The sequence below is a fragment of the Anabaena sp. CCY 9910 genome (genome assembly GCF_963920875.1).
Classification (GTDB): Bacteria; Cyanobacteriota; Cyanobacteriia; order Cyanobacteriales; family Nostocaceae; genus Trichormus; species Trichormus variabilis.
In genome coordinates this window covers 1-24,582 of record NZ_CAWUDJ010000038.1, presented here as the reverse complement: position 1 = coordinate 24,582, position 24,582 = coordinate 1, and the positions used below count along the sequence as shown (strand labels likewise).

The following is a 24,582-nucleotide window of genomic DNA, read 5'->3' as shown; positions in this document are numbered from 1 at the left end:
GCCCATCCCATCCACATCAGTCAAACCAAATCCGCCAGCACACTACTCACCTTCAACTGGTGCTGCTGTCGATTATCGTCATAAATCATCAACGTCTCCAACTTAGTGTGCCGACTCAGCTTCTGCACCTCCCGCACACTCTGCCCCGCATCCAACGCCGCCGTAATCGAACTGTGCCGAATGCGGTGCGGTGATAACGGCTTAGTAATACCGGCTTTTTTGGCCCGCGTTCTCACCATCTTGGCCAGCCCCGTATCTGACAAAGGATGCCCCGGCGTATTCGGATCTAACGCCACAAACAACGCATCTTTAGTTGATGCCAACCCCCGAAACGCCAACCAATAACAAATCGCATCCCTAGTCTTGGGAGTTAAATCAATCGCCTCTCGCTGACTACCCTTTCCCTTACCCAAAACCATGAGTCTGCTATTTTGACGGTCAAAATCCCCCATCTTTAACTTTGCAATCTCCCCCCGCCGCAGCGCATTATCCCAAAGCAAGCGCAGCAGAGCATAATCCCTAACCCCCTTCGCCGTCGTTGGATCGCAAGTCAAAAGAATCTGCTTAAATTCTTGGGGAGTAACACCACTGGTATCTCGGTACTTAATGACAGTCTCACCCTTGATATCCTCCAAGGTGTAACCACAAACCCCCAACACCCTACCTTGATGCACCAGCGCCCGTAGAGCTGCTAACCGTCGGTTAACCGTGGCTTCCGATAACCCCGAATCTATTAGCTTGGCTTTGTACTTAACCACCCACCCCAAGGCTTGCGCCCCCGGCAGTGCCAAAAATCGTACCACCCATTCCGCCGTCGATTCCACCCCAAACATCCTGGCAAAAAAATCTTTAATGTCCCAGTCATAGGCTCTACGAGTGGACTGACTGCGCTTCTGTGCCAACAACATCGCCAACACATCCGGTTGAGTCCACCATTCCATTACCGAAGGCAGAGTATCATTATTGACTTTTACGATGCGACCAGACATAAAAACTAGGTTACGATAATGTCTCTTTACGTAACCTTATATCCTAATTAGGGATACAAAGCCTATCTTTAAAACCTGTTTGTCCCAATCAAGGTTTAGCTGTCCCAAAAAATGCTCTCACGCCTTCAATTGGGTCATCACTCCTTACTAGCCATTTCGGATATTCATGAATACTTTAACCTCTATGTAAAAATCCATAACATTGAGTAAATTTTGTGATTCCTGGTAAGGTATCTGACTGCATCGGTGAGAGGTTAAGGTGAAATGTTTAAATCGCTTAAAGACGATGACCGCCATACAGCGATCACAATCAGAAAATATTCTACTTACCAAGAGCAATCGCAAATTTGGTGAATGCTCTTTTAGGAAAAAGATGAAATTCTACACGATTAAGAAACTGAGTAATTAATTTCTTTACAAGGGTTGTCAAAGCCCAGGTATAGCAAGGTTTTATCGGGGTGCGACATCGCAACCTTCTTGCCCGTCTGGGGTTAAATTAACTTCGGAGCTATTTTATTTCTGAGAAATCACAGCCCGTAATCTGTAACTACCGGATTCTCCTCCTTCAAAAGTGTTAGCTAGCAGATAGTAAATGCCATCTTCAGGCAAAGTCACAGTAAATTTAGCATTAAAATTCTTTGGAGAAATATCGTCGTTTTCCCCTACTAGCGTCTCTTTAGCAGGAAGCAGTAAGTATAAATGAGAGTCTATTTCTTTACTATCCATTTCAATAGTTACTTGTTGACCTGCTTTCCCTTCAAAGACATAAATGTGATAATAGCTATTGTTTGGGAAAGTACGATCGCCTTTTTTTAAAGCCGCTTGTATAAATTGACCATTCAAGGGTAAATCCTGTTCTTGATTATTACTAGGTCTTTGGCGCTGAGTCACTAATTCAGCATTACCCTGTTTTACAGCTACCAAAAAAGGCTGGACTATATCTGTAGGTATTGCTAAACTAATGCCAATAAATCTTTTAATCTCGGTATCATTAAAAAGCCAAGTATTGACACCAATTACTTGACCATTCGAGTTGAGTAATGGTCCTCCTGAATTACCAGGGTTAATAGCAGCATCATGTTGAATTAAGCCTGATTTCGTGTCGATGCGACTGATAACCCCAGAGGTTAAAGTATTTCGTAATTCCAAGTCCAGGGGAGTACCAATAGCATAAACCGATTGACCAACTTTCACTGAACCGGGAGATGATAAAGGCAGGAAGGGCAAATTTTTCTGATTACGAATTTTGAGTGCTGCTAAATCCAAGCCACCAGATGCAAAACCAACCACATCAGCTAATACTTGTCTACCATCAGCCAACACCACAGCCATAGTCTTAGGGCTATCTTCGACAACGTGAGCATTAGTCAAAACTAGACCATCTGGACTCACAATAAAACCACTACCATGTCCTCCTGTCCCAAGAGCAATGGCAACTACAGCCGGACTAGCTTTTTCATAGAGGCGAATCCGGTTTCGTTCTTCAGAGTTGTCTGCTAGGAGAATTCTTGATGTTCCTTCTTTAGTCTTTTTATCTAGCAAGGTAGGTTGAATTTCTTCATCATTTTTAATAGTTGGCAATTGATAACCCAATACATTATCAATACCAATTACACTAATTACAGTCGTCAAAAATGTTGAAATTCCTATCTTTAATAAATTGCTTTTCATTGGAGATTTTTCTCAATAATTAATAGCTTTACTATTTATCATCTTATTTGTCTTCACCAACCCCAGTCGAAATTTGAGAATAAATTCTCCCAGGTGAGACTAGGGTTGATTTTGGTGAAGTTTTTTTCAACAACAACTAACTTATTTCTTGACTCGCAATGCTTGGATATTAGGATGAGAGAGGAGCTTTTCTCCCTCTGCAATTAGTTTTGTACCCCAAAGAGTTTGTTTGAGAACCTCAACATCAGCTAAAGTTTTATCCACACGCAAGGTAGCTTGTGCCATATTTAGAGCCTTTTGTTGCTCACCTCTGCTATGTAAAACTACTGCAAGTGCTAATTGTGGCCCTGTTAAGTCATTATCAATTTGAATAGCCTTTTGCCACTCTTGAATTGCCCCTTCAATATCTCCCCTTTCATATTTGATGTAGCCAATTTTTGCGTTAGCTCCGGCAAATGTTTTGTCTTTGGCAAGCGCCTGAGCATATTCTGATAGTGCGGCGTTATCATTTCCTTGCTTTTGGTAGATAACGCCCCGACAGTAGTAGCCCACGGCATCATTTGGTTGAAGTTTAATTGTTTGATTGCAATCTGCTAGTGCTGCTTGATAATCTTTTAACTCTTTGCGGACGAAACCCCGCCAGTAGTAAGCGTTGGCATTATCGGGTTGAACTTTAATTGCTTGATTTAAATCTGCCAGTGCTGCTGGATAATCTATTAAGAAATAGCGGACAACACCCCGCCAGTAGTAAGCATTGGCATTATCGGGTTGAACTTTAATCACTTGGTTGTAATCTGCTAGAGCTGCTTGATAATCTCTCAACCAATAGTTGACATTACCCCGACAGTGGTAAGCACTACCATTATCAGCTTGAAGTTTAATTGCTTGATTGCAATCTGCTAGTGCTTCTTGATACTTTTTCAACTCTTTGTGGACATTACCCCGCAAAACGTAGTATCTGCTATTATTGGGTTGAAGCTTAATCGCTTGATCATAATCTGCTAGTGCTGTTTTATAATCGTTCAACGCAACGTGGACAATACCGCGCAAAGCGTAGTTATCGGCATTATCAGGTTGAAGTGTAATCGCTTGGTTGTAATCTGTGAGTGCTTCTTGATACTTATTTAGCAAAAAGTGGACATTACCCCTCTGCTGATAGGTGTTGGCATCATTGGGTTGAAGCTTAATGGCTTGGTCGTAGTCTGTTAGCGCTGCTTGATAATCCTTTAAATCTCTGTGGAAACTAGCCCGCAAAGAGTAATTAAGATGATTGGGTCGAAGTTTAATCGCTTGATTGTAATCTACTAGGGCTTCTTTATACTTGTTCAACTTTTTGTAGACACTAGCCCGGAGAACGTAGTTGTTGCTATTGTTGGGTTTAAATTTAATCGCTTGATTGGCATCTGCTAGCGCTGCTTGATAATCCTTCAAATCTTTGTGCAAATTACCTCGCCAGTAGTAAGCCTTAGCATTATCAGGTTGAAGTTTAATCGCTTGCTTGTAATCTGCTAGCGCTGCTTTGTTATCTTTAATCTCAACGTATAAATCACCTCGTGAAACGTAAGCATCATAATTATCAGGTTGAAGTTTAATTGCTTGCTTGTAATCTGCTAAAGCTGCTTGATGCTTTTTCAACCTAACGTGAATATCACCTTGGAGAACGTAGTTATTGGCGTTATTAGGTTGACGTGTAATTAATTGTTTAGAACTTGCTAATGCTGCTTGGTAATCTTCCAATTGATAGAGGACATAAGTCCGCATTAAGTAGTTGATATCAAGATCCTGAATCTTAATCGCCTCGTTAATTGCTTCTAGTGCCTCTGGATTTCTATTTAATCGAAATAAGATCGACGAACGAAACAAATAAAGACTAAAGTCTTTATCTGTACTGTATTCAATAGCCTTGTCAACTGCTGCTAGAGCTAATGGGTATTTTTCTAAACCTATTAACACAGAAGTTTTCCATTTCCATGCTTCATAAAAATCTGGTTTGAGAGTAGTTACTTTCTCAAAAGCAGCAAGAGCTTCCTCAAGTTTATCTTTTTGATTTGTTAGTACTAAACCTAGTACAAAATGAATTTGATAATAATTTGGTTTAGACTCAACTATTTTCTGTAAAATAGCAGCAGTTTCTGAATACTTTCCGATTCGCCATATTTGATTAGCATATTGTAACCACTCATATTCATTAGCATTGGCTGCTGGCTTTTGGATAGCAAATAATGGATGTTGCCACAGTGAATTAATTTCTGAATCTTGTATAGTTTGTGGTTGAGATATATTACTATTGTTGACGAGCCTTAACAATTTTTTATTCAGTCCTACTTTCGTCGCTAAACCCAGAAGTGTATTGCTGGGTATTCCTAAACCAAAACCAATATCAACTGGTTGTCTATTTTTATCATTAGTATCAATTTGTTTGAGCTTTCTAGGGTCAGCACCTAAGTTAATCCCAATTACTTCTCCCATAAAATTTAGTACTGGACCTCCACTCATTCCGCCTAGTGATAAATTGGAATAACGCAAATCATGACCATCTTGAAGTAAATTTTTTATATAATCATGGTTTTCTACTTCATTGCTGTCTACATCAAAAAATAAATTTTCTTTTACTGTTAAAAAACCGACAGTCAATTTATGCTTTCCCCTATCTACTCCAGGAAAACCAGATACAAATACCAACATATTTTTTTGATCAGTGTTATCAAGAGCAGAGCGATTCTCTTTAGAGATAGTTGCAACCGTATAGTTTTTATTGCTGGTAAACTTTATGAGGGCTGCGTCAGTTCCCTGTGACGTAGTTATTTCTGGTTGTACTGCATATCGCTTACCATCTGGGGTAATAATTTCATAATAATCTGACTTTTCTACTACATGACGCGCCGTAGCTACATAGTAAGTTTGCCCTTGTCGAGCAATTATTACACCAGAACCATTACCATGATTTTTCGAGTCAATCCTGACAGTAATCTTTTGAGCTATATTATGAATTTTATCCGCTAACGTATTACCTACTGCCGGTTTTCCAGCTTGCTGTTGATTCCGCCATTCAGGGGGAATAACAGCTAAATTTGGGGCGACTTTCGCTAAAGTTTGAATGGGAACAGCAAAACTAAATTTTTTCAATCGTTGAATTTCTTCTGCATTAGGAACACTCCCATCTTCATAGGTGTAAGTATCGTTTAAAATCGCATTATTATTTAAACCATTTATCCCGATTAACTTACCTTCTTGATTTAATAGTGTCCCTCCACTCATTCCCTGTCGAATTTCATTGGTATACCCGATTTGATATCCACCGATTAATGGTTGAGGAGATAGCAGAGATATTTTGCCATTGGTGATGACCAATTCTTTACTATCATCGGGAAAACCAGCAGCCCATACTTCTTGATTTTCTGATAAATTCGAGTTGGTTGCTAAGGTAACAATTTGGTAATTCTCTTGAGCTTGAAATTCCAAGACAGCTAAATCATTACCTGATAAAGAATTACCACTGCTAATAACTGTAGCCTTATGGGTTTTACCATCAGGTGTTTGGATGCTATGAGTGCCTTTGTTACTAATAACATGGGCATTAGTGAGAATGGTGTAAGTTTGCCCTTGTTTACCAATTAATACTCCACTTCCACCTTTATTAGAACTAAATACTTTAACGGTGACAGCTTGAGCTAATTGACGAACTTTTTCTGGAGATAGGGTATTACTTGCAAGTATAGGATTGCTTTGATTAAATGCTTGCTGAGGTATTTCAGCATCGACGCTAGGGAGCATGAGGAGACTACTTAAGCCAGCGAGAGCAAAAATATTAAAACGCTTCATTTTTCAATTGATTAAAGTAATATTGAGTTAACCTATAGATAAAAAATGCTTGTGGTAAGCAGAAAATTGCTTCTTAATAAAAGATAAGTTGTGGTATACATCTAAATTTTTATAGCGCTTAATCGCTTACTACGAGCATATTTACTGAGATAGCAGCAGTCTGGTATTAGCAAGAAAAGATTGCTGCTTGAGACACCTTAATTATCCTCACAACAACAACTAACCTACTTCTTGACTCGCAATGCTTGGATATTAGGATGAGAGAGGAGCTTTTCTCCCTCTGCAATTAGTTTTGTACCCCAAAGAGTTTGTTTGAGAACCTCAACATCAGCTAAATATTTATCCACACGCAAGGTGGCTTGTGCCATATTGAGAGCTTTTTGTTGCTCGCCTCTGCTATGTAAAACTACTGCAAGTGCTAATTGTGGCCCTGTTAAGTCACTATTAACTTGAATGGCTTTTTGCCACTCTTGAATTGCCCCTTCAACATCTCCCCTTTCATATTTGATGTAGCCAATTTTTGCGTTAGCTGCGGCAAATTTTTTGTCTTTAGTAAGTGCTTGAGCATATTCTGATAGTGCGGCGTTATCATTTCCTTGTTTTTGGTAAACAACGCCCCGACAGTAGTAGCCCTCGGCATCATTTGGTTGAAGTTTAATTGTTTGATTGCAATCTGCTAGTGCTGGCTGATAATCTTTTAACCCATTACGGACAAAACCCCGCCAGTAGTAAGCATTGGCATTATCGGGTTGAAGTTTAATTGCTTGATTCAAATCTGCCAGTGCTGCTGGATAATCTATTAAGAAATAGCGAACAACACCCCGAAAGTAGTAAGTATTGGCATTATCGGGTTGAAGTTTAATTGCTTGATTTAAATCTGTTTGTGCTGCTTGATAATCTCTCAACCAATAGTTGACATCACTCCGCCAGTAGTAAGCATTAGGATTATTTGGTTCAAGCTTAAGAGCTTGATTGAAATCTGCCAGCGCTGCTTGATAATCGTTCAACTTAACACGGAGATTACCCCGCGTAACGTAGTTGTTGGCATTATCGGGTTGAAGTTTAATAGCTTGATTGAAATCTGCTAGCGCTTCTTGATACTTGTTCAACAGATAGAAGACATCACCCCGCCAGTAGTAGGCATCAGCATAATTGGGTTGAAGCTTAATCGCTTGATTGTAATCTGTTAGCGCTGCTTGATAGTCTTTCAACTCTTTATGGATAATACCCCGCATAACATAGTTATTGGCATCATTGGGTTGGAGTTTAATCGCTTGACTCAAATCTGCTAATGCTGCTTGATAATCTTTCAATCCTTTATGGATAATACCCCGCATAACATAGTTATTGGTATCATCGGGTTGAAGTTTAATTGCTTGATTCAAATCTGCTAGTGCTTCTTGATACTTATTCAACATATAGAGAACATCACCCCGCGCCCTGTAGGCAGCGCTGTAGGCATTGGCATTATCGGGTTGGAGTCTAATCACTTGGCTATAATCTGCTAGCGCTGCTTTATACTCTTTCAACTCTTTATAGACAGCACCACGCAAAATGTAGTTACTGATATTATCGGCTTCAAATTTAATCGCTTGGTTAACATCTGCTAGCGCTGCTGGATAATTTTTCAAATTTTTGTAGAAATTACCTCGCCAGTAGTAGGCGTAGCCATTATCGGGTTGAAGTTTAATCGCGTGATTATAATCTGCTAGCGCTGCTTTATCATCTTTCAAATTTTCATAGACACTACCTCGCCAGTAATAAGGCTCAGCATTATCAGGTTTAAGCTTAATCGCCTGATTAAAATCTGCTAAGGCCGCTTTATTATCATTCAATTCAGCATAAAAGATACCTCGCAAACTATATCGAAGCGCATTATCAGGTTGAAGTTTAATCGCGTGATTATAATCTGCTAAGGCAGCTTTATTATCTTTTAATAGCTGGTAGAAATTACCCCGCCAGTGATAGGCATCAGCATCATCAGGTTTAAGATTTATCGCCTGATTAAAATCTGCTAGTGCTACTCGATAATCTTTCAAGTTTTTATAGACATTACCCCGCAAGTAGTAGGACGTGCCATTATTAGGTTGGAGTTTAATAGCTTGATTGTAATCTGCTAAAGCTGCTTTATTATCTTTTAATTTAACACGAATATTACCTCGCAAAAGGTAAGCATTAGCATCATCAGGTTTAAGCTTAATCAATTGATTAGAATCTTCTAGTGCTGCTTGGTAATCTTTCAAAAGATAGAGGAGATTAGCCCGTATTAAGTAGTTGAAATCAAAACTCTCAATCTTAATCGCCTCGTTAATTGCTGCTAGCGCATCAGGATATCTTTTTAATTGAAGTAATATCGACGAACGAAGTAAATAAAGACTAAAGTCTTTATCACTGTACTCAATAGCCTTGTCAACTGCTGCTAGAGCTAATGGGTATTTTTTTAACCTATGTAATACATCAGTTTTTAATTTCCAAGCCTCAGAGCTATTTGGCGTAATAGCAATTGCTTTATCAAAAGCATCTAGAGCTTTTTCATGTTTATCTTCTTCATTAGATAATACTAAACCACTTACGTAATGAGCTTTATAAGAGTTTTTATTTAGCTTCAGTATTTGTTGTAAAACAGCTACTGTTTCTGAATATTTTCTGATTCGCCATAGTTGATTGGCATATTTAAATAACTCATTCTCGTTTGCATTGGCTGGCGGCTTTTTAATAGCAAATAATGGATGCTCCCACAGTGAATTAATTTCTGAATCTTTGATGCTTGGTGTCTCGGAAGTGACGACTAACTTTATTCCTTCTTGTGTGGCTAAACCCACAATGCTACTACTGGGTGTACCATACCCAAAACCTATTTCAGTCTGTTGATTGTCAATACCTCCATTAATCCCAATTACTTGCCCCTTAACATCTATTACTGGGCCTCCACTCATTCCACCCAGCGATAAATTGGAGTAGCTCAGATTCAACCTATAACCATTATTAAGGAAACCAGTCAACAACTCACTATTGTCTGTATTTGCAAATAAATTTTCTCTTTCTTGAAGATACCCTGGATTTAATTGCGGCTTTACACTCTTTTCGGGAAAACCAGATAAAAATACCCAAAATTTTTTTTGTTTTTGGTTAATGGAATCTAAAACGGATTGGTTATATGTAGAAATAGTTGCAATATCATAGCGCTCATTGCTAGTAAATTTAATCAATACAGCGTGTGTTAAGTCTGACTTAATTATATTTTCTGGTTTCACTGCATATCGCTTACCATCAGGGGTAATAATTTCATAAGAATCTGGATTTTTTACTACATGACGCGCTGTAGCCACATAATAAGTTTGCCCTTGTTGAGCAACTATTACACCAGAACCATTACCATGATTTTTGGAATCAATCTTGACAGTAATCTGTTGAGCTATGTTATTGATTTTATCCGCTAATGTATTACCTACTGGCGGTTTTACAGCTTGCTGCTGATTTCGCCATTCTGGGGGAATAATTGCTAAATTAGGAGCGACTTTCGCTAAAGTTTGAATGGGAACAGCAAAACTAAATTTTTTCAATCGCTGAATTTCTTCTGCATTAGGAACTGTCCCATCTTCATAGGTGTAAGTATCGTTTAAAATCACATTATTATTTAAACCATTTATCCCGATTAATTTACCTTCTTGATTTAATAGTGTTCCTCCACTCATTCCTTGTCGAATTTCATTGGTATACCCGATTTGATATCCACCGATTAATGGTTGAGGAGATAGCAGAGATATTTTGCCATTGGTGATGACCAATTCTTTACTATCATCGGGAAAACCAGCAGCCCATACTTCTTGATTTTCTGATAAATTCGAGTTGGTTGCTAAGGTAACAATTTGGTAATTCTCTTGAGCTTGAAATTCCAAGACAGCTAAATCATTACCTGATAAAGAATTACCACTGCTAATAACTGTAGCCTTATGGGTTTTACCATCAGGTGTTTGGATGCTATGAGTGCCTTTGTTACTAATAACATGGGCATTAGTGAGAATGGTGTAAGTTTGCCCTTGTTTACCAATTAATACTCCACTTCCACCTTTATTAGAACTAAATACTTTAACGGTGACAGCTTGAGCTAATTGACGAACTTTTTCTGGAGATAGGGTATTACTTGCAAGTATAGGATTGCTTTGATTAAATGCTTGCTGAGGTATTTCAGCATCGACGCTAGGGAGCATGAGGAGACTACTTAAGCCAGCGAGAGCAAAAATATTAAAACGCTTCATTTTTCAATTGATTAAAGTAATATTGAGTTAACCTATAGATAAAGAACGCTCGTAGTAAGCACTTTAGTGCGTCTTAATCAAAGATAAATAGTGGTATATATCTAATTTTACTAGCGATTAATCGCCTACTACGAGCATATTTACTGAGATAGCAGCAGCCTGATATCAACAAGAATTGATATTATTATTTTTCTACAGGGGCTGTTTGCAGAAACTTCTTAATGTCAATTTTGTAGTAAACTTGAGGTTTCTTAGAGCTATGTTCTATTGGTTTAGTACTACGCCCTCTCAGGATTTCTTTGAGTTCATTAAGAATCTGCAAGGAATCATCTTGAGGTCGTAAAGTTAGCAGTACAGTATCGCAAGGAGCATCTACTTGTTTGGCTGTGCAAATGACTGCTTGTCCATTAGCTGTACCATTCGTGATGTAAGACAAGCTTTGATTGTTATAAGCTTTCTGAAATCGTGACGATACTTCTTCACAGCGTTTGTCAGGAGTAATAGTTTGACTGTTGAACCAACGATATTTCCAACGAATAACTGCTATTTTCCCCCGTGATGTCCAACCGTAAGTTGTGGGAAAGCGTTTATCAGTTTGTTGGTCGTAACCCGAAGCACAGATAAAGCGAACTTCGTCATCAGCTTTGGCTTGACTAATCATAGAAGTGATGCAGGTAGCAGTCAAAACGCAGCCAGTGAACAGGGAAACGATTAATTTGGAATTCATATTTTTTCTCCTTCAACGTCAATCAAGAAATCTTTTGGGATAATTGCGAGCTAGTTATATTTTCAAAACTAGCAAAATCAATAAATGTCAGAATTACTGTCCTTGCTTTGTTAATATTCATCTTAAAAGCTGACTTATATACATTTCATAATTTGACAATAAGTTCATCAATTTAAGTTCAACATCTGTGTTGGTGAAGTTTTCTTCAACATTGTTAATGTCTATCTGACTGCTGCTAAAGTAAAACTGGAAAGTCAATTTATAAATTAATTATAAAATTTACATATTATGTGTTCTTATAATAATATATGCAGAAGATTTTGCTAATTACACAAACAAGAACTATCGCCAGCACAACACAAATCTTGTACGTCATATAAAATCACGCACTCTAAATATTGCTGAGATTAAATTTATTTTGTAATTTGAAGCAAAAGCGGGAAGATAGTATCATTTACAGCAAATACAAGTCAATTTACTTTGTTTCTTTTTATACGTATCTATACTGAATTTGCAGTTTTTCACATCTTTCTTCTTAACTCAAGACTGCTCATAGTCCACTGATTTTACAAACACGTTAAATAAAAAAAATCAAGCAAGCCATCAATATACTTATGAATCAAGAAGCTTTTGAACACATATATCAATACGAATTAACTCCGAAACAGAAGAAGGTTTTACCATTATTTTTAGGTGGACAGACAGATGAACACATAGCCAGAGAACTTGGAGCTACGCATCGTTCTACTGCTAGCCATCAACTCAGAAATATATCTACTAAATTTGGCTTTCCTCCTGAAACAGAACCAGATTACCGTTGTAACTTGGTTGAAATATTTGCTAAGTATAAGCCGGAGTTAGTCAGTGTTAAAGCTTTAGAAAAATGCGGACATATCATTCAGAATATCAGGTTTCCAGAAGGGCCAGAACCAGTTAACTCTGCCTTTTATCAAGAACGCTCTCCGATTGAATCTCGTTGTTATAGTGCTATCAAAGAACCAGGTGCGCTCATTCGGATTAAAGCCCCCAAGCAGATGGGTAAAACTTCACTTTTAAAAAGAATTAGGGCTGAAGCTAAGAAGAGTAATTATAGTACAATTTACTTGAATTTCAGCTTAATAGAAACAAATAAATTTACTAATGCCAATGATTTTTTACGCAGTTTTTATGCTTATGTAACTAATCAACTGTCTTCAGCACCTCCACTACCAGCTTGGGATCTAGATACTCCCAGTATGGTCAATTGCACTTTTACATTCCAAAATCTGCTAAAAAAATTAGATGGTGTTTTAGTTCTCGCTTTAGATGAAGTAGATAAATTATTTGAATATCCTGAAATTTATGAAAATTTCTTCCCCATGTTGCGTAATTGGAATGAAAATGCTAATGAATCAGAAACATGGGAAAAATTGCGGCTGTTAGTATCACATTCTACAGAAGATTATGGACGTTTAGATATTAATCAATCTCCTTTTAATGTAGGTTTACCAATTAAATTAGAAGAATTTACTGAGGAACAGGTGAAAAGTTTAGCTATTCGACATGGTTGGGATAGTAAAAATATTTTTCCCATTATGTCTTTAGTGGGAGGACATCCTTATTTAGTGCGATTGGCACTTTATTATCTAGTACGTCAGGATGTAACTATTGAGCAGTTAATCAAAGAAGCAGCTACAGATATAGGAATTTATACTGAGCATTTACGACGACATTTAGAGACACTCCAAGAAAATCAAGAATTAGGAAGTGTATTTAAAGCCATATTGAATACTCGTGAAGTAGTTAAATTAGAATCTAAAAATCGCCAAATCTATCAATTAGATAGTATGGGACTAATTAAAATTACCAATAATATTGTTATACCACGCTGCCGTTTGTATCATGAATATTTTTGCGCTCGCCTCTAATGAATTGGTGTAAAAACAATGAAATTTGACAACTATTATAAAGTCGGTGGTAGTTTAAATGCGAATCATCGCACCTATGTATCCCGAAAAGCCGATGCACAAATCTTTCAACTGTTGAAGACTGGGGAGTATTGTTTTGTATTTAACTCACGACAGATGGGTAAATCTAGTTTGCGAGTACAAGCAATCAAAAAATTCAGAGCAATAGGAATAAAATGTGCTTCTATTGATTTGACTATTCTTGGTGGTCATGTCAGTCCAGAAAAATGGTACAAGGGATTTGCAAATCAATTGTTAACTAGTTTGGAAATTGATGATATAGATTTTAATAGTTGGTGGTTACAGCATGACTCTTGGACAGATGTACAGCGATTAAATTTACTTTTTGAGTCCTTGGTTTTGAATAAATTATCAGCGAATATAATCATTTTTATTGATGAAATTGATACCTTACTCAAAACTGAATTTAAAGATGATTTTTTCGCTTTAATTCGCGCTTGTTACAATCAACGTGCTGAATCTCCTAAATATGAACGTCTAACTTTTTGTTTGCTAGGAGTAGCGACACCAGGAGATTTAATTAAAGAGAGAGAACGTACACCGTTTAATATTGGTAGTTCCATAGAACTAACCGGGTTTAGCTTTGTCGAAGCGAAAGAGGCATTAATTCCAGGGTTAGCAGACACAGTAGAGCATCCAGAAGTCGTATTACAAGATGTGTTACATTGGACTGGTGGACAGCCATTCCTTACACAAAAATTGTGCAGCTTAATTGCTCAAGAAAGAACAAATAGCTGTCTGAATGTTAACGAATTAGTTAATAAATATATTATAAATAATTGGGAAACCCAAGATGAACCAGAGCATTTAAGAACCATACGAGATCGTCTACTGCGGAATGAACAAAAAGCAAGCAGACTATTGGGATTATATCAACAAGTTTTACACCCAGGTGTGAGGGTAATCGTAGATAGTAGTCAAGAGCAAACAGAATTGAGACTATCAGGTTTAGTAGTCAAAAAAGATAATTATTTAAAAGTATATAATCCCATCTATCAAGCGGTTTTTAATCAAAATTGGATTGAACAAGAGTTAGATAAACTTCGCCCCTATAGTGAAGCAATTAATAACTGGTTAAATTCTCAACAAGAACCATCCTGCTTATTGCAAGGGAAAGCTTTAGATGAAGCTTTAACATGGGCAGTTGGTAAAAATCTTAGTAATACTGATTATGAATTTTTACAATCTAGCCAAAAAATTACTACAGAATTACAAATTGAAGCTAATCATAAATTGACTGAAGTTAATCAGAAATTAGCTGATGCTAATGAAATAGCTAGACAAAAACTGAACGAAACCAATGAAAGGGGAAAACAACAATTAGCTAAAGCTAATCAGAAAGCGATGTATATCATTTGTCTAGGAGGGATTATTGCAACTATTCTGGTTTTGGTAGGACAAAATATACTACATAAAGCCGAGGAAGCTAAGAGACTTACACAAGTGGGATATAATACCGAGCAACAATTTAAATCTAAACAATTTGAAGCTTTACTTTCAGCCATGAAGGCTGTTCAAGATTTAAAACCTCTTGTGTATAATAAATCTTCTTTGGGAGAATATCAAACAACTACCCCCTTATCTGCTTTACTAAATATTCTCGTCAATATTCATGAATATAATCAATTTGACATTGGTCAAAAAATAAATGGTGGTGCTGTGAGTTTTAGTCCCGATGGTGAGCTTATAGCTTTTACGAATGATGACCGTACTATTGATAATAATGACGGTACTTTTAAACTCTGGAATAGAGATGGTACTCCCATCAAAACCCTTTCTGGGCATAAAAAGAGGGTGAAAAGCTTGAGCTTGAGCCACGATAGCCAATTCATAGCTTCTGCTAGTGATGACGGCACTATTAAACTTTGGAAGAGAGATGGTACTCTAATTAAAACCCTCGTTGGACATCAACGTTCGGTAGTCAGTGTGTCATTTAGTTCTGATAATACTATTGTTTCTGCCAGCATAGATGGAACTATAAAACTTTGGCAATTGAACGGGAATCTGATTACAACTATACCCGTGCAAATGCAGAGTTTAACTACAACTGCTGCAATCAGCCCTAATGGGGAAATTATTGCTGTTGGTAGTGAAGAAGGAAATATTGAACTTTGGAACCGCAATGGAACCTTCATTAAAACTCTTTCTGGGAATAAAGGTTGGCTAACAAGTGTCACTTTTAGCCCCGATGGTGAAACTATTGCTGCTGCTATTGTTACTGATAATGTTGGAACTATCAAACTTTGGAAACTTAATGACAACTTAGTTAAACCTATCGAGTGGCATACAGATAGAATAAATACCGTTCGTTTTAGCCCAAATAGTAAATTTATTGCTTCTGGGAGTAGTAACCAAACTATCAAACTCTGGCAATTAGATGGTACTCTAATTACTCTAATTAATACCTTTGTTGGACATAGTGATTCAGTCACTAGCATCAATTTTAACCCGGACGGTAAAGCGATCGCTTCTGTTGACAGAGATGGCAAAATTAAACTTTGGCGCTGGGATATACCTCAAGTAACAAAATTAAATGGACATCAAAATGAAATCGGTAGTATAACTTTTAATACCCAAGCAAATGTCATAGCTACCAGTGGTAATGGGACTATAAAACTTTGGCAACAAAATGGAAGCCTAGTTGAGACCCTACAAGGATATAAAGGTCTGAAGAACGATCTCGGTTTCAGCCCAGATGGAAAAACTATTGTTGCTGGTATGAATCAAGGCACTGCTAAACTCTGGAGATGGGATAGCAAGCAAATTAAAACTCTCCCTGCTTTTAAAGAGTGGCTAACAAATGTCAGTTTTAGCCCCGATGGTAAAATTATTGCTTTTGGTACTAGCCAGGGTAATATTCAAATCTGGAAACAGGGTACTCCTACTCTGATTTCATCTCCCAGTAAAGATAGCCACAAAAATTTTGTAACCAGTATTGCCTTTAGTCCAGATGGTAAAACTATCGCTTCTGGTGGTGATAGTGATGATAGAACTATAAAACTTTGGCACATAGATGGGACTTTAATTACTACTTTAAATGGACATAGAAAAGAGATTAATAGTATAAGTTTCAGTCCCGATGGAGAAATTATTGCTTCAGCGAGTGCAGATCAAACTATTAAACTTTGGCAAAGGAACGGAAAACCAATCACTACTCTGACAGGACATAACAATTCAGTCACAAGCGTCAGTTTCAGCACCGATCCCGATGGTAAAATCCTTGCTTCTGGTAGTTATGACACAACTATCAAACTTTGGAAACGAGATGGAACTCCCATTACTACCCTCACTGGACATAGCAAACCAGTGACAAGCCTTATTTTCAGCCCTGATGGCAAGACTATTGTTTCTGCTAGTGAAGATGGCAAAGTAATTTTGTGGAATTTGGATTTAGATCATTTACTAGCACAGGGATGTCAATGGCTTCAAGATTATTTTGTTACTCATCCAGGAGCGCGTGATAAGCTGCGTTTATGTAACTAATGAGTGACAAAAAGTGACAAATCTCAGTTGTCACACTCTAGAAATAGTGTACTTCTGGGGCTAAAGACTGCTGTACCACATACCGGAACGATCCCGGAACCCCCTGGTGACCGAGAGATTAATGCTAAAGAAAAGCTAAGATGAATTATGAGCAGTTGTAGACAGAAACGCCCCAATAGATCAACTGCGCTACAACCAAATCAAAGCTTTAAAAAATTGCAATAAGTCAGCAATCGGCATGGTGTCGGTTCGCGGACTAATTGAAAAATTTTCAACGTAGTTATGTGGGTTCGCACATAAGATGAAATTTGAACAACGAATTTATAGGGGTTTGGGGCATCGAGATTCGCGCATAAATTGAAATCGATTATGAGGCAAGGGTTTGAGCCAAATAGTCAATTCGCAGATAAAGTGAAATTTTCTGCTTTGATTTAACATCAGCCCGAATGCTTTTAAAAACCTACTTTTCAAGTGCGATCGCCCGGTCTAGAAAATTGCTAATACACCTTGATAAGAAGGTAGCTAAGTAGCTGTTGTACGTAACATTTAGGTTGTTAGGTATAAAGCTCTATCACTCTTACAAGAAATACTGTGAATTTCTGTGATGAGATGCAAAATTTCAATTTATGTGCGAAATCGCTAAGAGGCTCAAACGCTTACTCCATAATCAATTTCACCTTATGCGCGAATTAGAGAGGCTGAAACCTCTGTAAATTCGTTCTCAAAATTTCACTTTATGCGCGAACCCACACATTTTTTCCCCACTGCTATACAAAGGCGACAAAGTGAAAATTTGTCGCAGACTAATTGAAAATGACCTGGTGTAACCCTTATTCTCTCGTAGTACACGGCGATCGCTACTTACAGAATTATTGCTCCAAAGCCTTATACTGGAATGAGTTGCGCCCTTTTATTCCCATTGGGCGGAAAATTTCAATTAGTCCGCGAATTTGGTAGGAATTTTTCATCTACTCCGCGACAAATTTTCACTTTGTCTGCGACAAGAGGAGCTAGAAACCCTATAACTGTGGGTTCGCGCATAAAGTGAAATTTTGAGAACGAATTTACAGAGGTTTCAGCCTCTCTAATTCGCGCATAAGGTGAAATTGATTATGGAGTAAGCGTTTGAGCCTCTTAGCGATTTCGCACATAAATTGAAATTTTGCATCTCATCACAGAAATTCACAGTATTTCTTGTAAGAGTGATAGAGCTTTATACCTAACAACCTAAATGTTACGTACAACAGCTACTTAGCTACCTTCTTATCAAGGTGTATTAGCAATTTTCTAGACCGGGCGATCGCACTTGAAAAGTAGGTTTTTAAAAGCATTCGGGCTGATGTTAAATCAAAGCAGAAAATTTCACTTTATCTGCGAATTGACTATTTGGCTCAAACCCTTGCCTCATAATCGATTTCAATTTATGCGCGAATCTCGATGCCCCAAACCCCTATAAATTCGTTGTTCAAATTTCATCTTATGTGCGAACCCACAAATGGTCGCTAAGAGTAACTGTCCCATTTTCGGTCATTGGGGCAACTACAGTTAGCAAGCTGCATCAACGCAAAATCATGCTTGAACAGGATCAACTGTCCCACTATTGACTAAAAATGGGACAGTTAACCCCTTCAAATATCAAAGTAGGCTGAATTGATAATGATTGTTGAAGTGCTTGTTATGGCTAGGTTTCAGCACCATCAGTTTCCTTAGCGACCAAAATTTCTCCATTGCTATACAAAGGCGTTTGTCTGCGACAATTTTCATCTTGTCCGCGAACCGACACGACAATGGGGAGTGTCACTGTAACCAAAAGTTTGCCGTTTTTGAAACCATAACCTTGCCGGAAGCAAGCTCAAAAGCTTAATTTACCGTTAAGCGATGGCGCAAGCGCCCGCCGTAGGCGATCGCTGCCCTAATATTTCGCTTTGAAACCATAAAATTGCCGAAAGTTCAAAAATCAAGCATAAACGTGCCGAAAGTTCAAAGCTGACGCGCCCCAAAAAGCTGGAAATAACAAGATTATCTTTTGAAAGCCCCAAAATTTTCTCCTGTCGCAAGTCCATTTGAAACCATAAACGTGCCGTTCCGGCAAACTTATGCTTACAGTCACAGGGAGTGTCGAAAAATTTGTGCTGTCAAAAATAAAAGTTTATACCGTAGTTTTTATCGTATAAAAGATAAGGGTATCTTATTTTGTATCTCTATGTACAACCCCAGGTCAAGTAAAAAGATGCGTAATAAAGCTACCTGATTTATGTAAGCTTTTAACGCTAAATTAATTATTTCAGCTTTTTACTGAGTTATAAAGTTATATCAATTTTTATTGGTGCAAGATGTGAGTTGACGCTTCTTTGATCGGCAATGTGAAGAAATATTTCGCCTGACCAGGAACGTTAGACCACTAACCAATCTGGGTATGCTTTCTTGTAAGGTAATGATATCTACATCAAATTTCGGTTAGATGTTATGAGTCTTGTCATTACCCTATTGATGACTAAAGGGATATGCCGAAAATGCCTCAAAATAGCCGATTATCAGATCTGAAGAAAAACCTTCAACTCCTTTATGAAAAATTGGCAGGAATGGAGCGTAGCCGTATTACAGCATATGATGCTGAAGCAAAAATTTCTATTGAAATGCGAATTAGGGAAGAGATTCTTCCAGACATTCGTCGCTACGAAGCAGAGTATTGGCAAGTTCTATATCAAGAATTCAATACATTGTCTATTGATGAAATAGATGCGAATGATGTAATTATTGAAGTAACTCAAACAATCGAGCAAATAACTAAACATAGGTTTAACGGATATCCAGATGAGATAATTCATCTACTTATTGAGATTCGAGATAAACTGAGAGAGCCAGAGAAATCTTCTACTGCCAAATTAAAAGCTACGCTTCCGCTATTTCCTCCTTTTGTATCTTACGAAATTGAATTTGGTACACAAGGTATACTTCAACAATTTTTCCCCACATTCAGTCGTCTACTGGATAAAACTAAAAAAAAGTAGTTGACCTCGTTACAGATTGTCCGTATCGGGGTTTGTCAGCATTTCGCTTAGAAGACGCAGATGGTTTCTTCGGCAGGGAAGTTTTTTTGGAAGGTTCGGAAAGTACCCTTGGCTTAGTAGATGCTGTTCAGCAGTATCCAATAGTTGGTGTGATTGGCTCTTCTGGTAGTGGCAAATCCTCAGTTGTATTCGCTGGGTTGCTTCCAAAGCTACTTATCAAAGAAGAGTGGCTTTGGATAAGCTTTAGGCCAGGCAATCGACCTTTTTATAATTTATCCTACCAACTTACCAGTCTACTTTATTCTAAAGAATCTGAAGTTGATTTTCTAAGAGAGAATAGTAAATTAGTCAAATCTCTAAGAGAGCAAGAAGTTCAACTAAGTGATGTAGTAGAACATATTTTACGAAAGTTAGATAAGAACATCAAATTTCTTTTAATTGTTGATCAGTTTGAAGAACTTTATACACTTTGCCAAAGTAATCATGAGAGAGAGAGTTTCTTACAGCAACTATTGAATTCAGTGGAATTAGCATCTCCAAGAAGTGGGGTGAAACTACATATCGTCTTTACATTGAGGGCTGATTTCTATGGATATGTCCTTGCTTATCGTCCTTTCAGAGATATTTTGCAACAATACCCTCCACAATTACTAAGTGGAATGACTTGTGAAGAGATGAGGCAAGCGATCGAGTGTCCTGCTATTCAGCTTGGTATCAAGTTAGAAGAGAAGTTAGCAGACCGTATTTTAGATGACGTTGGAGAAGAGCCAGGAAATCTTCCTTTAATGGAATTTGCTTTAACCTTGCTTTGGAGTAAGCAGCAACAGGGCTTACTAACCCACGTAGCTTATAGCCAAATAGGAGAAGTTAAGCAGGCACTTGCCAATCATGCAGAAAAAATTTACGCAAGCCTTTCAGAATTTGAACAAAAATCTGCTGAGAAACTATTTTTGCAGTTAGTACATATATCTGAAAACGCTCTTGATACAAGAAAGATCATAACTCGCTCGGAAGTTTCTAATTGGAATTTAGTAACTTATTTAGCTGGTCAAGAAGCTCGTTTAGTGGTGACTGGGTATAATCAAGATACAGGTGAGGAGACAGTTGAAGTAGTTCATGAAACATTAATTAGAGGATGGGATCGATTACGTCAATGGATACTTGCTGATCGAAAGTTTCGGATTTGGCAAGAGAATCTCCGATCTATCATTAGGCAATGGTCAAGAAACAATAAGGATGAAGGTTCTCTTGTTCGTGGACAAGCTCTTGCTGAGGCTAGAGAATGGTTCTCTACTAGGAGAGCAGACTTTACCCTAATTGAAGAAGAATATATTGAAGCAAGTCTAATTCTACAGAGAAAAGAACAAAGAATCAAAAATGCTCAAAGAAAGCGAACTATTATAGGACTTCTAGTTTTTTCTATCATTGCATCCTCTCTTGCTATTATCGCTACTATAGGATGGTCAAATGCTTCAACGGCTCAAGCAAATGCAGAAGTCATTTCTCAGATTGCTACAGCAGAGACTATGTTTTCTTCAAATCAAGAAATCGAAGCTTTATCAAATAGTCTAAAGGCTGGTATAGCCCTAAAAAGATTAAGAAATTCAGGTAAAGCAAGTGAAAAGACTGTAGCGCGTACTTTAACTTCTTTAAGACAGATCGTATATGGAGTTAAAGAAAGAAATCGCCTTCAAAGTCATAGTTCAGAAGTAACTATGATTGATTTTAGTTTAGACGGTAATCAGATTGTTTCCTCTAGCTTAAATGATGTGAAACTTTGGAAGTTGGATGGCACTTTACTCAACACTTTCCAAGGAGGTGCTTTATTGGGTTTTAATGGGGCTAAAAGCGTTCAATTTAGTCCTGATGGCAAACTTATCGCATTAGGGGGTAATGGTATCGTTAATTTATATGAAATTCAGAGTAAGAAGTCTATTCAATTGAAGCATGGTGGACGTGGAATACTAATTCGTGATGTAAGTTTCAGTCCTGATGGAAAAATGATTGCTTCCGCAGGTGATGATGGTACCACTAAGGTATGGAGTCGTGATGGCAACTTAATAAACACTTTACGTCAGGACGATAAAAGTATTGCAGTTAATAGTGTAAGTTTCAGCCCTGATGGTCAAACAATTGCAACCGGTAGTGGTGATAGCACTCCAAATACAAGAGATTCTGTGGTGAAACTATGGAAACGCGATGGAGCGTTTATTAAGAGTCTATCGTTATCTCCTATGAACTCAGAATATACCGAATGGGTTCCTGTAACATTTAGTCCTAATGGTCAATTGCTTGCTACTGCTGCTGGAAGCTCTGTGCAATTGTGGAGTTCAGATGGCTCCTTGCTACACAGTATGTCTGGACATACTAATGGAATTAGAACAGTGGCATTTAGCCCTGATAGTCAAATTATTGCATCAGGTGGTTATGACAATACTATCAAACTTTGGAGAAGTGATGGGACATTGCTGAGTACTCTCAACGGACACAATAGCTTTATAACTAGTTTGCGTTTTAGTCCTGATGGCAAAGAACTTGCATCGTCAAGTCAGGATTCAACCATACGGATTTGGAAACTCAAGGGGCAATCTTTGGAAACATTAAATATTCACCCTCGCACTTCTAAGCCTTTTTTAGCGACACAATTTTTTAGCTTATCTCCTGATGGGAAATTAATTGCAACAGCAACTGACGATGTTGTTGAAGTTTGGAAAATGGATGATTCGTTGGTAACCAAGATAAAACCTAATATTAAAGTAACTAGTTTGAACTTCAGTCCAGATGGACAAATTATTTCCATTGCTGGAATTAGGGATAAAAGACAGCATACAGTTCAGTTATTAACTAATGATGGAAAGCATATTGCTGACTTTAGCTGGAACCTGGAAGAGAGTAAAAATGATGAATCACCGACAAATAAGAATACTGATAATTCTTCCCAAAACGATGAGACTATTCCTAAATTGAGTGGTGTTAAGTTAGATTCAGAGGCAAGTTATGATAATGGTCCTATTACTATATTTGATTCTAGTAACAAGAGGATATTTTCTTTTGGTGGTGATAATGTAGTACGTATATGGAACTATGATGGAAAGTTATTATCTCAGTGGGAAGATCATAGAGCAGGAATAGGTGCTTATATTGGGTATGACAATAATACATCACTCCCTTTTATTGGCAAGGTTATTGAAAATTCACCTGCATTCTTGGCTGGTTTGAAAGTAGATGATCAAATAATTGAGATTGATGGTGTCTCAACTAAGGGACTAAAAGCAGAAGAGATATCTTACAAAACTCCTTTACATAAAGTCCTAAATAGAGTAGGAGAGACAGTTAACCTAAAAGTCTTGCGTAATAGAGAGAATCTCACATTCAAAGTTACATCTGTTAGAGCTAATATAAGTCCTAGTGATGTATGGACTAGTGGTGTGATTAGCCGCCGCAAGAATTTGATTGTTCTAGGTAGTAGAAGCGGTATTATTAAGATATTTAAGCTTGATGGTACTTTATTGAAAACATTTAAGGGGCATACTGAATCGGTTTCTGACATTAGTATTAACGCAGAAGAAGCCATGATAGCTTCTACTAGTACACGTACTTTTAGTTTACCCTTTTATAAAGGATCTCTCAAGCTTTGGGCGATTGATGGCGATTCTGTAAATGGTCAAACTCTTGCTGAAACTCAAGGTGGCTTTGCTAGTGTTAGCTTCAACCATGACAATAATTTGATTGCAGCAGCACCAAATCGAGAAGATAGTTTTATTGAAATGTATCAAAATGATGGAAGCTTGGTTGGCAAACTTGGAGAACAGAAGACTTATACAAAGCTTCAATTTAGCACCAACGGTAAAATTCTTGTTTCTTCTGGGCGGAATCCATTTGTAGTATTATGGAACTTTGACTTGGATAAGCTTTTGAACAAGGGCTGTAGTTGGCTTGAGGACTATCTCAATACGAATCAAACTCTCAGTCAATCTGACCGAAATATATGTCAAGAGATTATGAAGTGATATCTGGATTTAGAATACAAAATCCTAGATACACCATCTGAGGCTACTTTTGATGACCTCACTCACTTAGCATCATATATTTGCGGTACTCCCATTGCTTTAATCAAGATAGTTGATCAGAATCGCCAGTGGTTTAAGTCAAGAGTTGGGTTAAATGTATGAGAAACGTATCGAGATGTGGCATTTTGCGCTCATGCCATTCTGTAATCGGAGACGTTCATCGTACCTGATGCTCAATCTGACGACAGGTTTGCCACCAATCCCTTAGTTACCTCAGACCCTCATATTCGTTTTTATGCTGGTGTCCCCCTCACTAACCCTGAAGGCTATAATCTAGGAACACTTTGCGTCATTGACTATGTACCCCGAAATTTGACTACTGAGCAGATTGAGGCACTACAAGCTCTAGGTTGCCAAGTCATCAAGCAAATGGAATTACGGCGTAACTTAGCTGATTTAGCACTCATCACCCAGCAACGCAAACATGGTCAGAAGGTACGTAGACAATTCTTCAAGGCGATCGCTGGGGGTTTTGGGTTAGCATCGATTATACTGGCCTTTATTGGTATAGCTTCTTATCAGAACACGCCTGAAGGGGTGACAAAGAAGCTACAAAGCAGACTGGATAAGAGACATAGCACGT

11 protein-coding genes and 1 pseudogene are annotated in these 24,582 nt (G+C 37.8%); 6 read left to right on the top strand and 6 right to left on the bottom strand.

The window, feature by feature from the left end; translation table 11 throughout:
* Positions 1-20: 20 nt before the first annotated feature.
* The 5 genes from ACM5QX_RS22720 to ACM5QX_RS22700 form a co-directional block, all read right to left on the bottom strand.
* Positions 21-989, bottom strand: a complete 969-nt coding sequence (locus ACM5QX_RS22720; RefSeq protein WP_414755622.1) for a tyrosine-type recombinase/integrase — start codon at positions 987-989, stop codon at positions 21-23.
* A 513-nt stretch (positions 990-1,502) separates the two neighbouring features.
* A complete protein-coding gene (locus ACM5QX_RS22715; RefSeq protein ID WP_414755621.1) occupies positions 1,503-2,660 on the bottom strand; it encodes a trypsin-like peptidase domain-containing protein in 1,158 nt (385 codons plus the stop codon).
* Positions 2,661-2,801: 141 nt separating this feature from the next.
* Positions 2,802-6,482 (bottom strand): tetratricopeptide repeat protein, encoded by a 3,681-nt coding sequence (locus tag ACM5QX_RS22710; protein ID WP_414755620.1) that lies wholly within the window; start codon positions 6,480-6,482, stop codon positions 2,802-2,804.
* A gap of 224 nt (positions 6,483-6,706) precedes the next feature.
* Complete coding sequence (locus ACM5QX_RS22705; RefSeq protein WP_414755619.1) at positions 6,707-10,741, bottom strand: tetratricopeptide repeat protein; 4,035 nt, start codon at positions 10,739-10,741, stop codon at positions 6,707-6,709.
* A gap of 184 nt (positions 10,742-10,925) precedes the next feature.
* Positions 10,926-11,468 (bottom strand): COP23 domain-containing protein, encoded by a 543-nt coding sequence (locus tag ACM5QX_RS22700; protein ID WP_414755618.1) that lies wholly within the window; start codon positions 11,466-11,468, stop codon positions 10,926-10,928.
* A 614-nt stretch (positions 11,469-12,082) separates the two neighbouring features.
* Here ACM5QX_RS22700 and ACM5QX_RS22695 point away from each other — a divergent pair.
* From ACM5QX_RS22695 to ACM5QX_RS22685, 3 genes are all read left to right on the top strand, one after another.
* Positions 12,083-13,375: an AAA-like domain-containing protein gene (locus ACM5QX_RS22695; protein ID WP_414755617.1), complete on the top strand. Its 1,293-nt coding sequence runs from the start codon at positions 12,083-12,085 to the stop codon at positions 13,373-13,375.
* Positions 13,376-13,393: 18 nt separating this feature from the next.
* Positions 13,394-16,918 carry an AAA-like domain-containing protein gene (locus tag ACM5QX_RS22690; RefSeq protein ID WP_414755616.1) on the top strand — a complete coding sequence of 1,175 codons (3,525 nt, stop codon included), beginning with the start codon at positions 13,394-13,396 and terminating at the stop codon, positions 16,916-16,918.
* A gap of 813 nt (positions 16,919-17,731) precedes the next feature.
* A complete protein-coding gene (locus ACM5QX_RS22685; protein WP_414755615.1) occupies positions 17,732-17,875 on the top strand; it encodes a hypothetical protein in 144 nt (47 codons plus the stop codon).
* A gap of 914 nt (positions 17,876-18,789) precedes the next feature.
* Here ACM5QX_RS22685 and ACM5QX_RS22680 read toward each other — a convergent pair.
* Complete coding sequence (locus tag ACM5QX_RS22680; protein ID WP_414755614.1) at positions 18,790-18,957, bottom strand: hypothetical protein; 168 nt, start codon at positions 18,955-18,957, stop codon at positions 18,790-18,792.
* Between the two features lie 465 nt (positions 18,958-19,422).
* On the opposite strand from ACM5QX_RS22680, the gene ACM5QX_RS22675 reads away from it, so the two are divergent.
* The 3 genes and pseudogenes from ACM5QX_RS22675 to ACM5QX_RS22665 form a co-directional block, all read left to right on the top strand.
* On the top strand, positions 19,423-19,929 hold the full coding sequence (locus ACM5QX_RS22675; protein WP_414755613.1) for a hypothetical protein: 507 nt from the start codon (positions 19,423-19,425) through the stop codon (positions 19,927-19,929).
* A gap of 32 nt (positions 19,930-19,961) precedes the next feature.
* Positions 19,962-23,939 carry a WD40 repeat domain-containing protein gene (locus ACM5QX_RS22670; protein WP_414755612.1) on the top strand — a complete coding sequence of 1,326 codons (3,978 nt, stop codon included), beginning with the start codon at positions 19,962-19,964 and terminating at the stop codon, positions 23,937-23,939.
* Positions 23,940-23,942: 3 nt separating this feature from the next.
* Positions 23,943-24,582, top strand: a pseudogene (locus tag ACM5QX_RS22665) (GAF domain-containing protein); the annotation flags it as partial.

Excerpts from the sequence above, each read along its gene's own strand:
- ACM5QX_RS22720 (WP_414755622.1), bottom strand. The coding sequence starts at position 989 with ATGTCTGGTCGCATCGTAAAAGTCAATAATGATACTCTGCCTTCGGTA.
- ACM5QX_RS22715 (WP_414755621.1), bottom strand. The coding sequence starts at position 2,660 with ATGAAAAGCAATTTATTAAAGATAGGAATTTCAACATTTTTGACGACT.
- ACM5QX_RS22710 (WP_414755620.1), bottom strand. The coding sequence starts at position 6,482 with ATGAAGCGTTTTAATATTTTTGCTCTCGCTGGCTTAAGTAGTCTCCTC.
- ACM5QX_RS22705 (WP_414755619.1), bottom strand. The coding sequence starts at position 10,741 with ATGAAGCGTTTTAATATTTTTGCTCTCGCTGGCTTAAGTAGTCTCCTC.
- ACM5QX_RS22700 (WP_414755618.1), bottom strand. The coding sequence starts at position 11,468 with ATGAATTCCAAATTAATCGTTTCCCTGTTCACTGGCTGCGTTTTGACT.
- ACM5QX_RS22695 (WP_414755617.1), top strand. The coding sequence starts at position 12,083 with ATGAATCAAGAAGCTTTTGAACACATATATCAATACGAATTAACTCCG.
- ACM5QX_RS22690 (WP_414755616.1), top strand. The coding sequence starts at position 13,394 with ATGAAATTTGACAACTATTATAAAGTCGGTGGTAGTTTAAATGCGAAT.
- ACM5QX_RS22685 (WP_414755615.1), top strand. The coding sequence starts at position 17,732 with ATGACCTGGTGTAACCCTTATTCTCTCGTAGTACACGGCGATCGCTAC.
- ACM5QX_RS22675 (WP_414755613.1), top strand. The coding sequence starts at position 19,423 with ATGCCGAAAATGCCTCAAAATAGCCGATTATCAGATCTGAAGAAAAAC.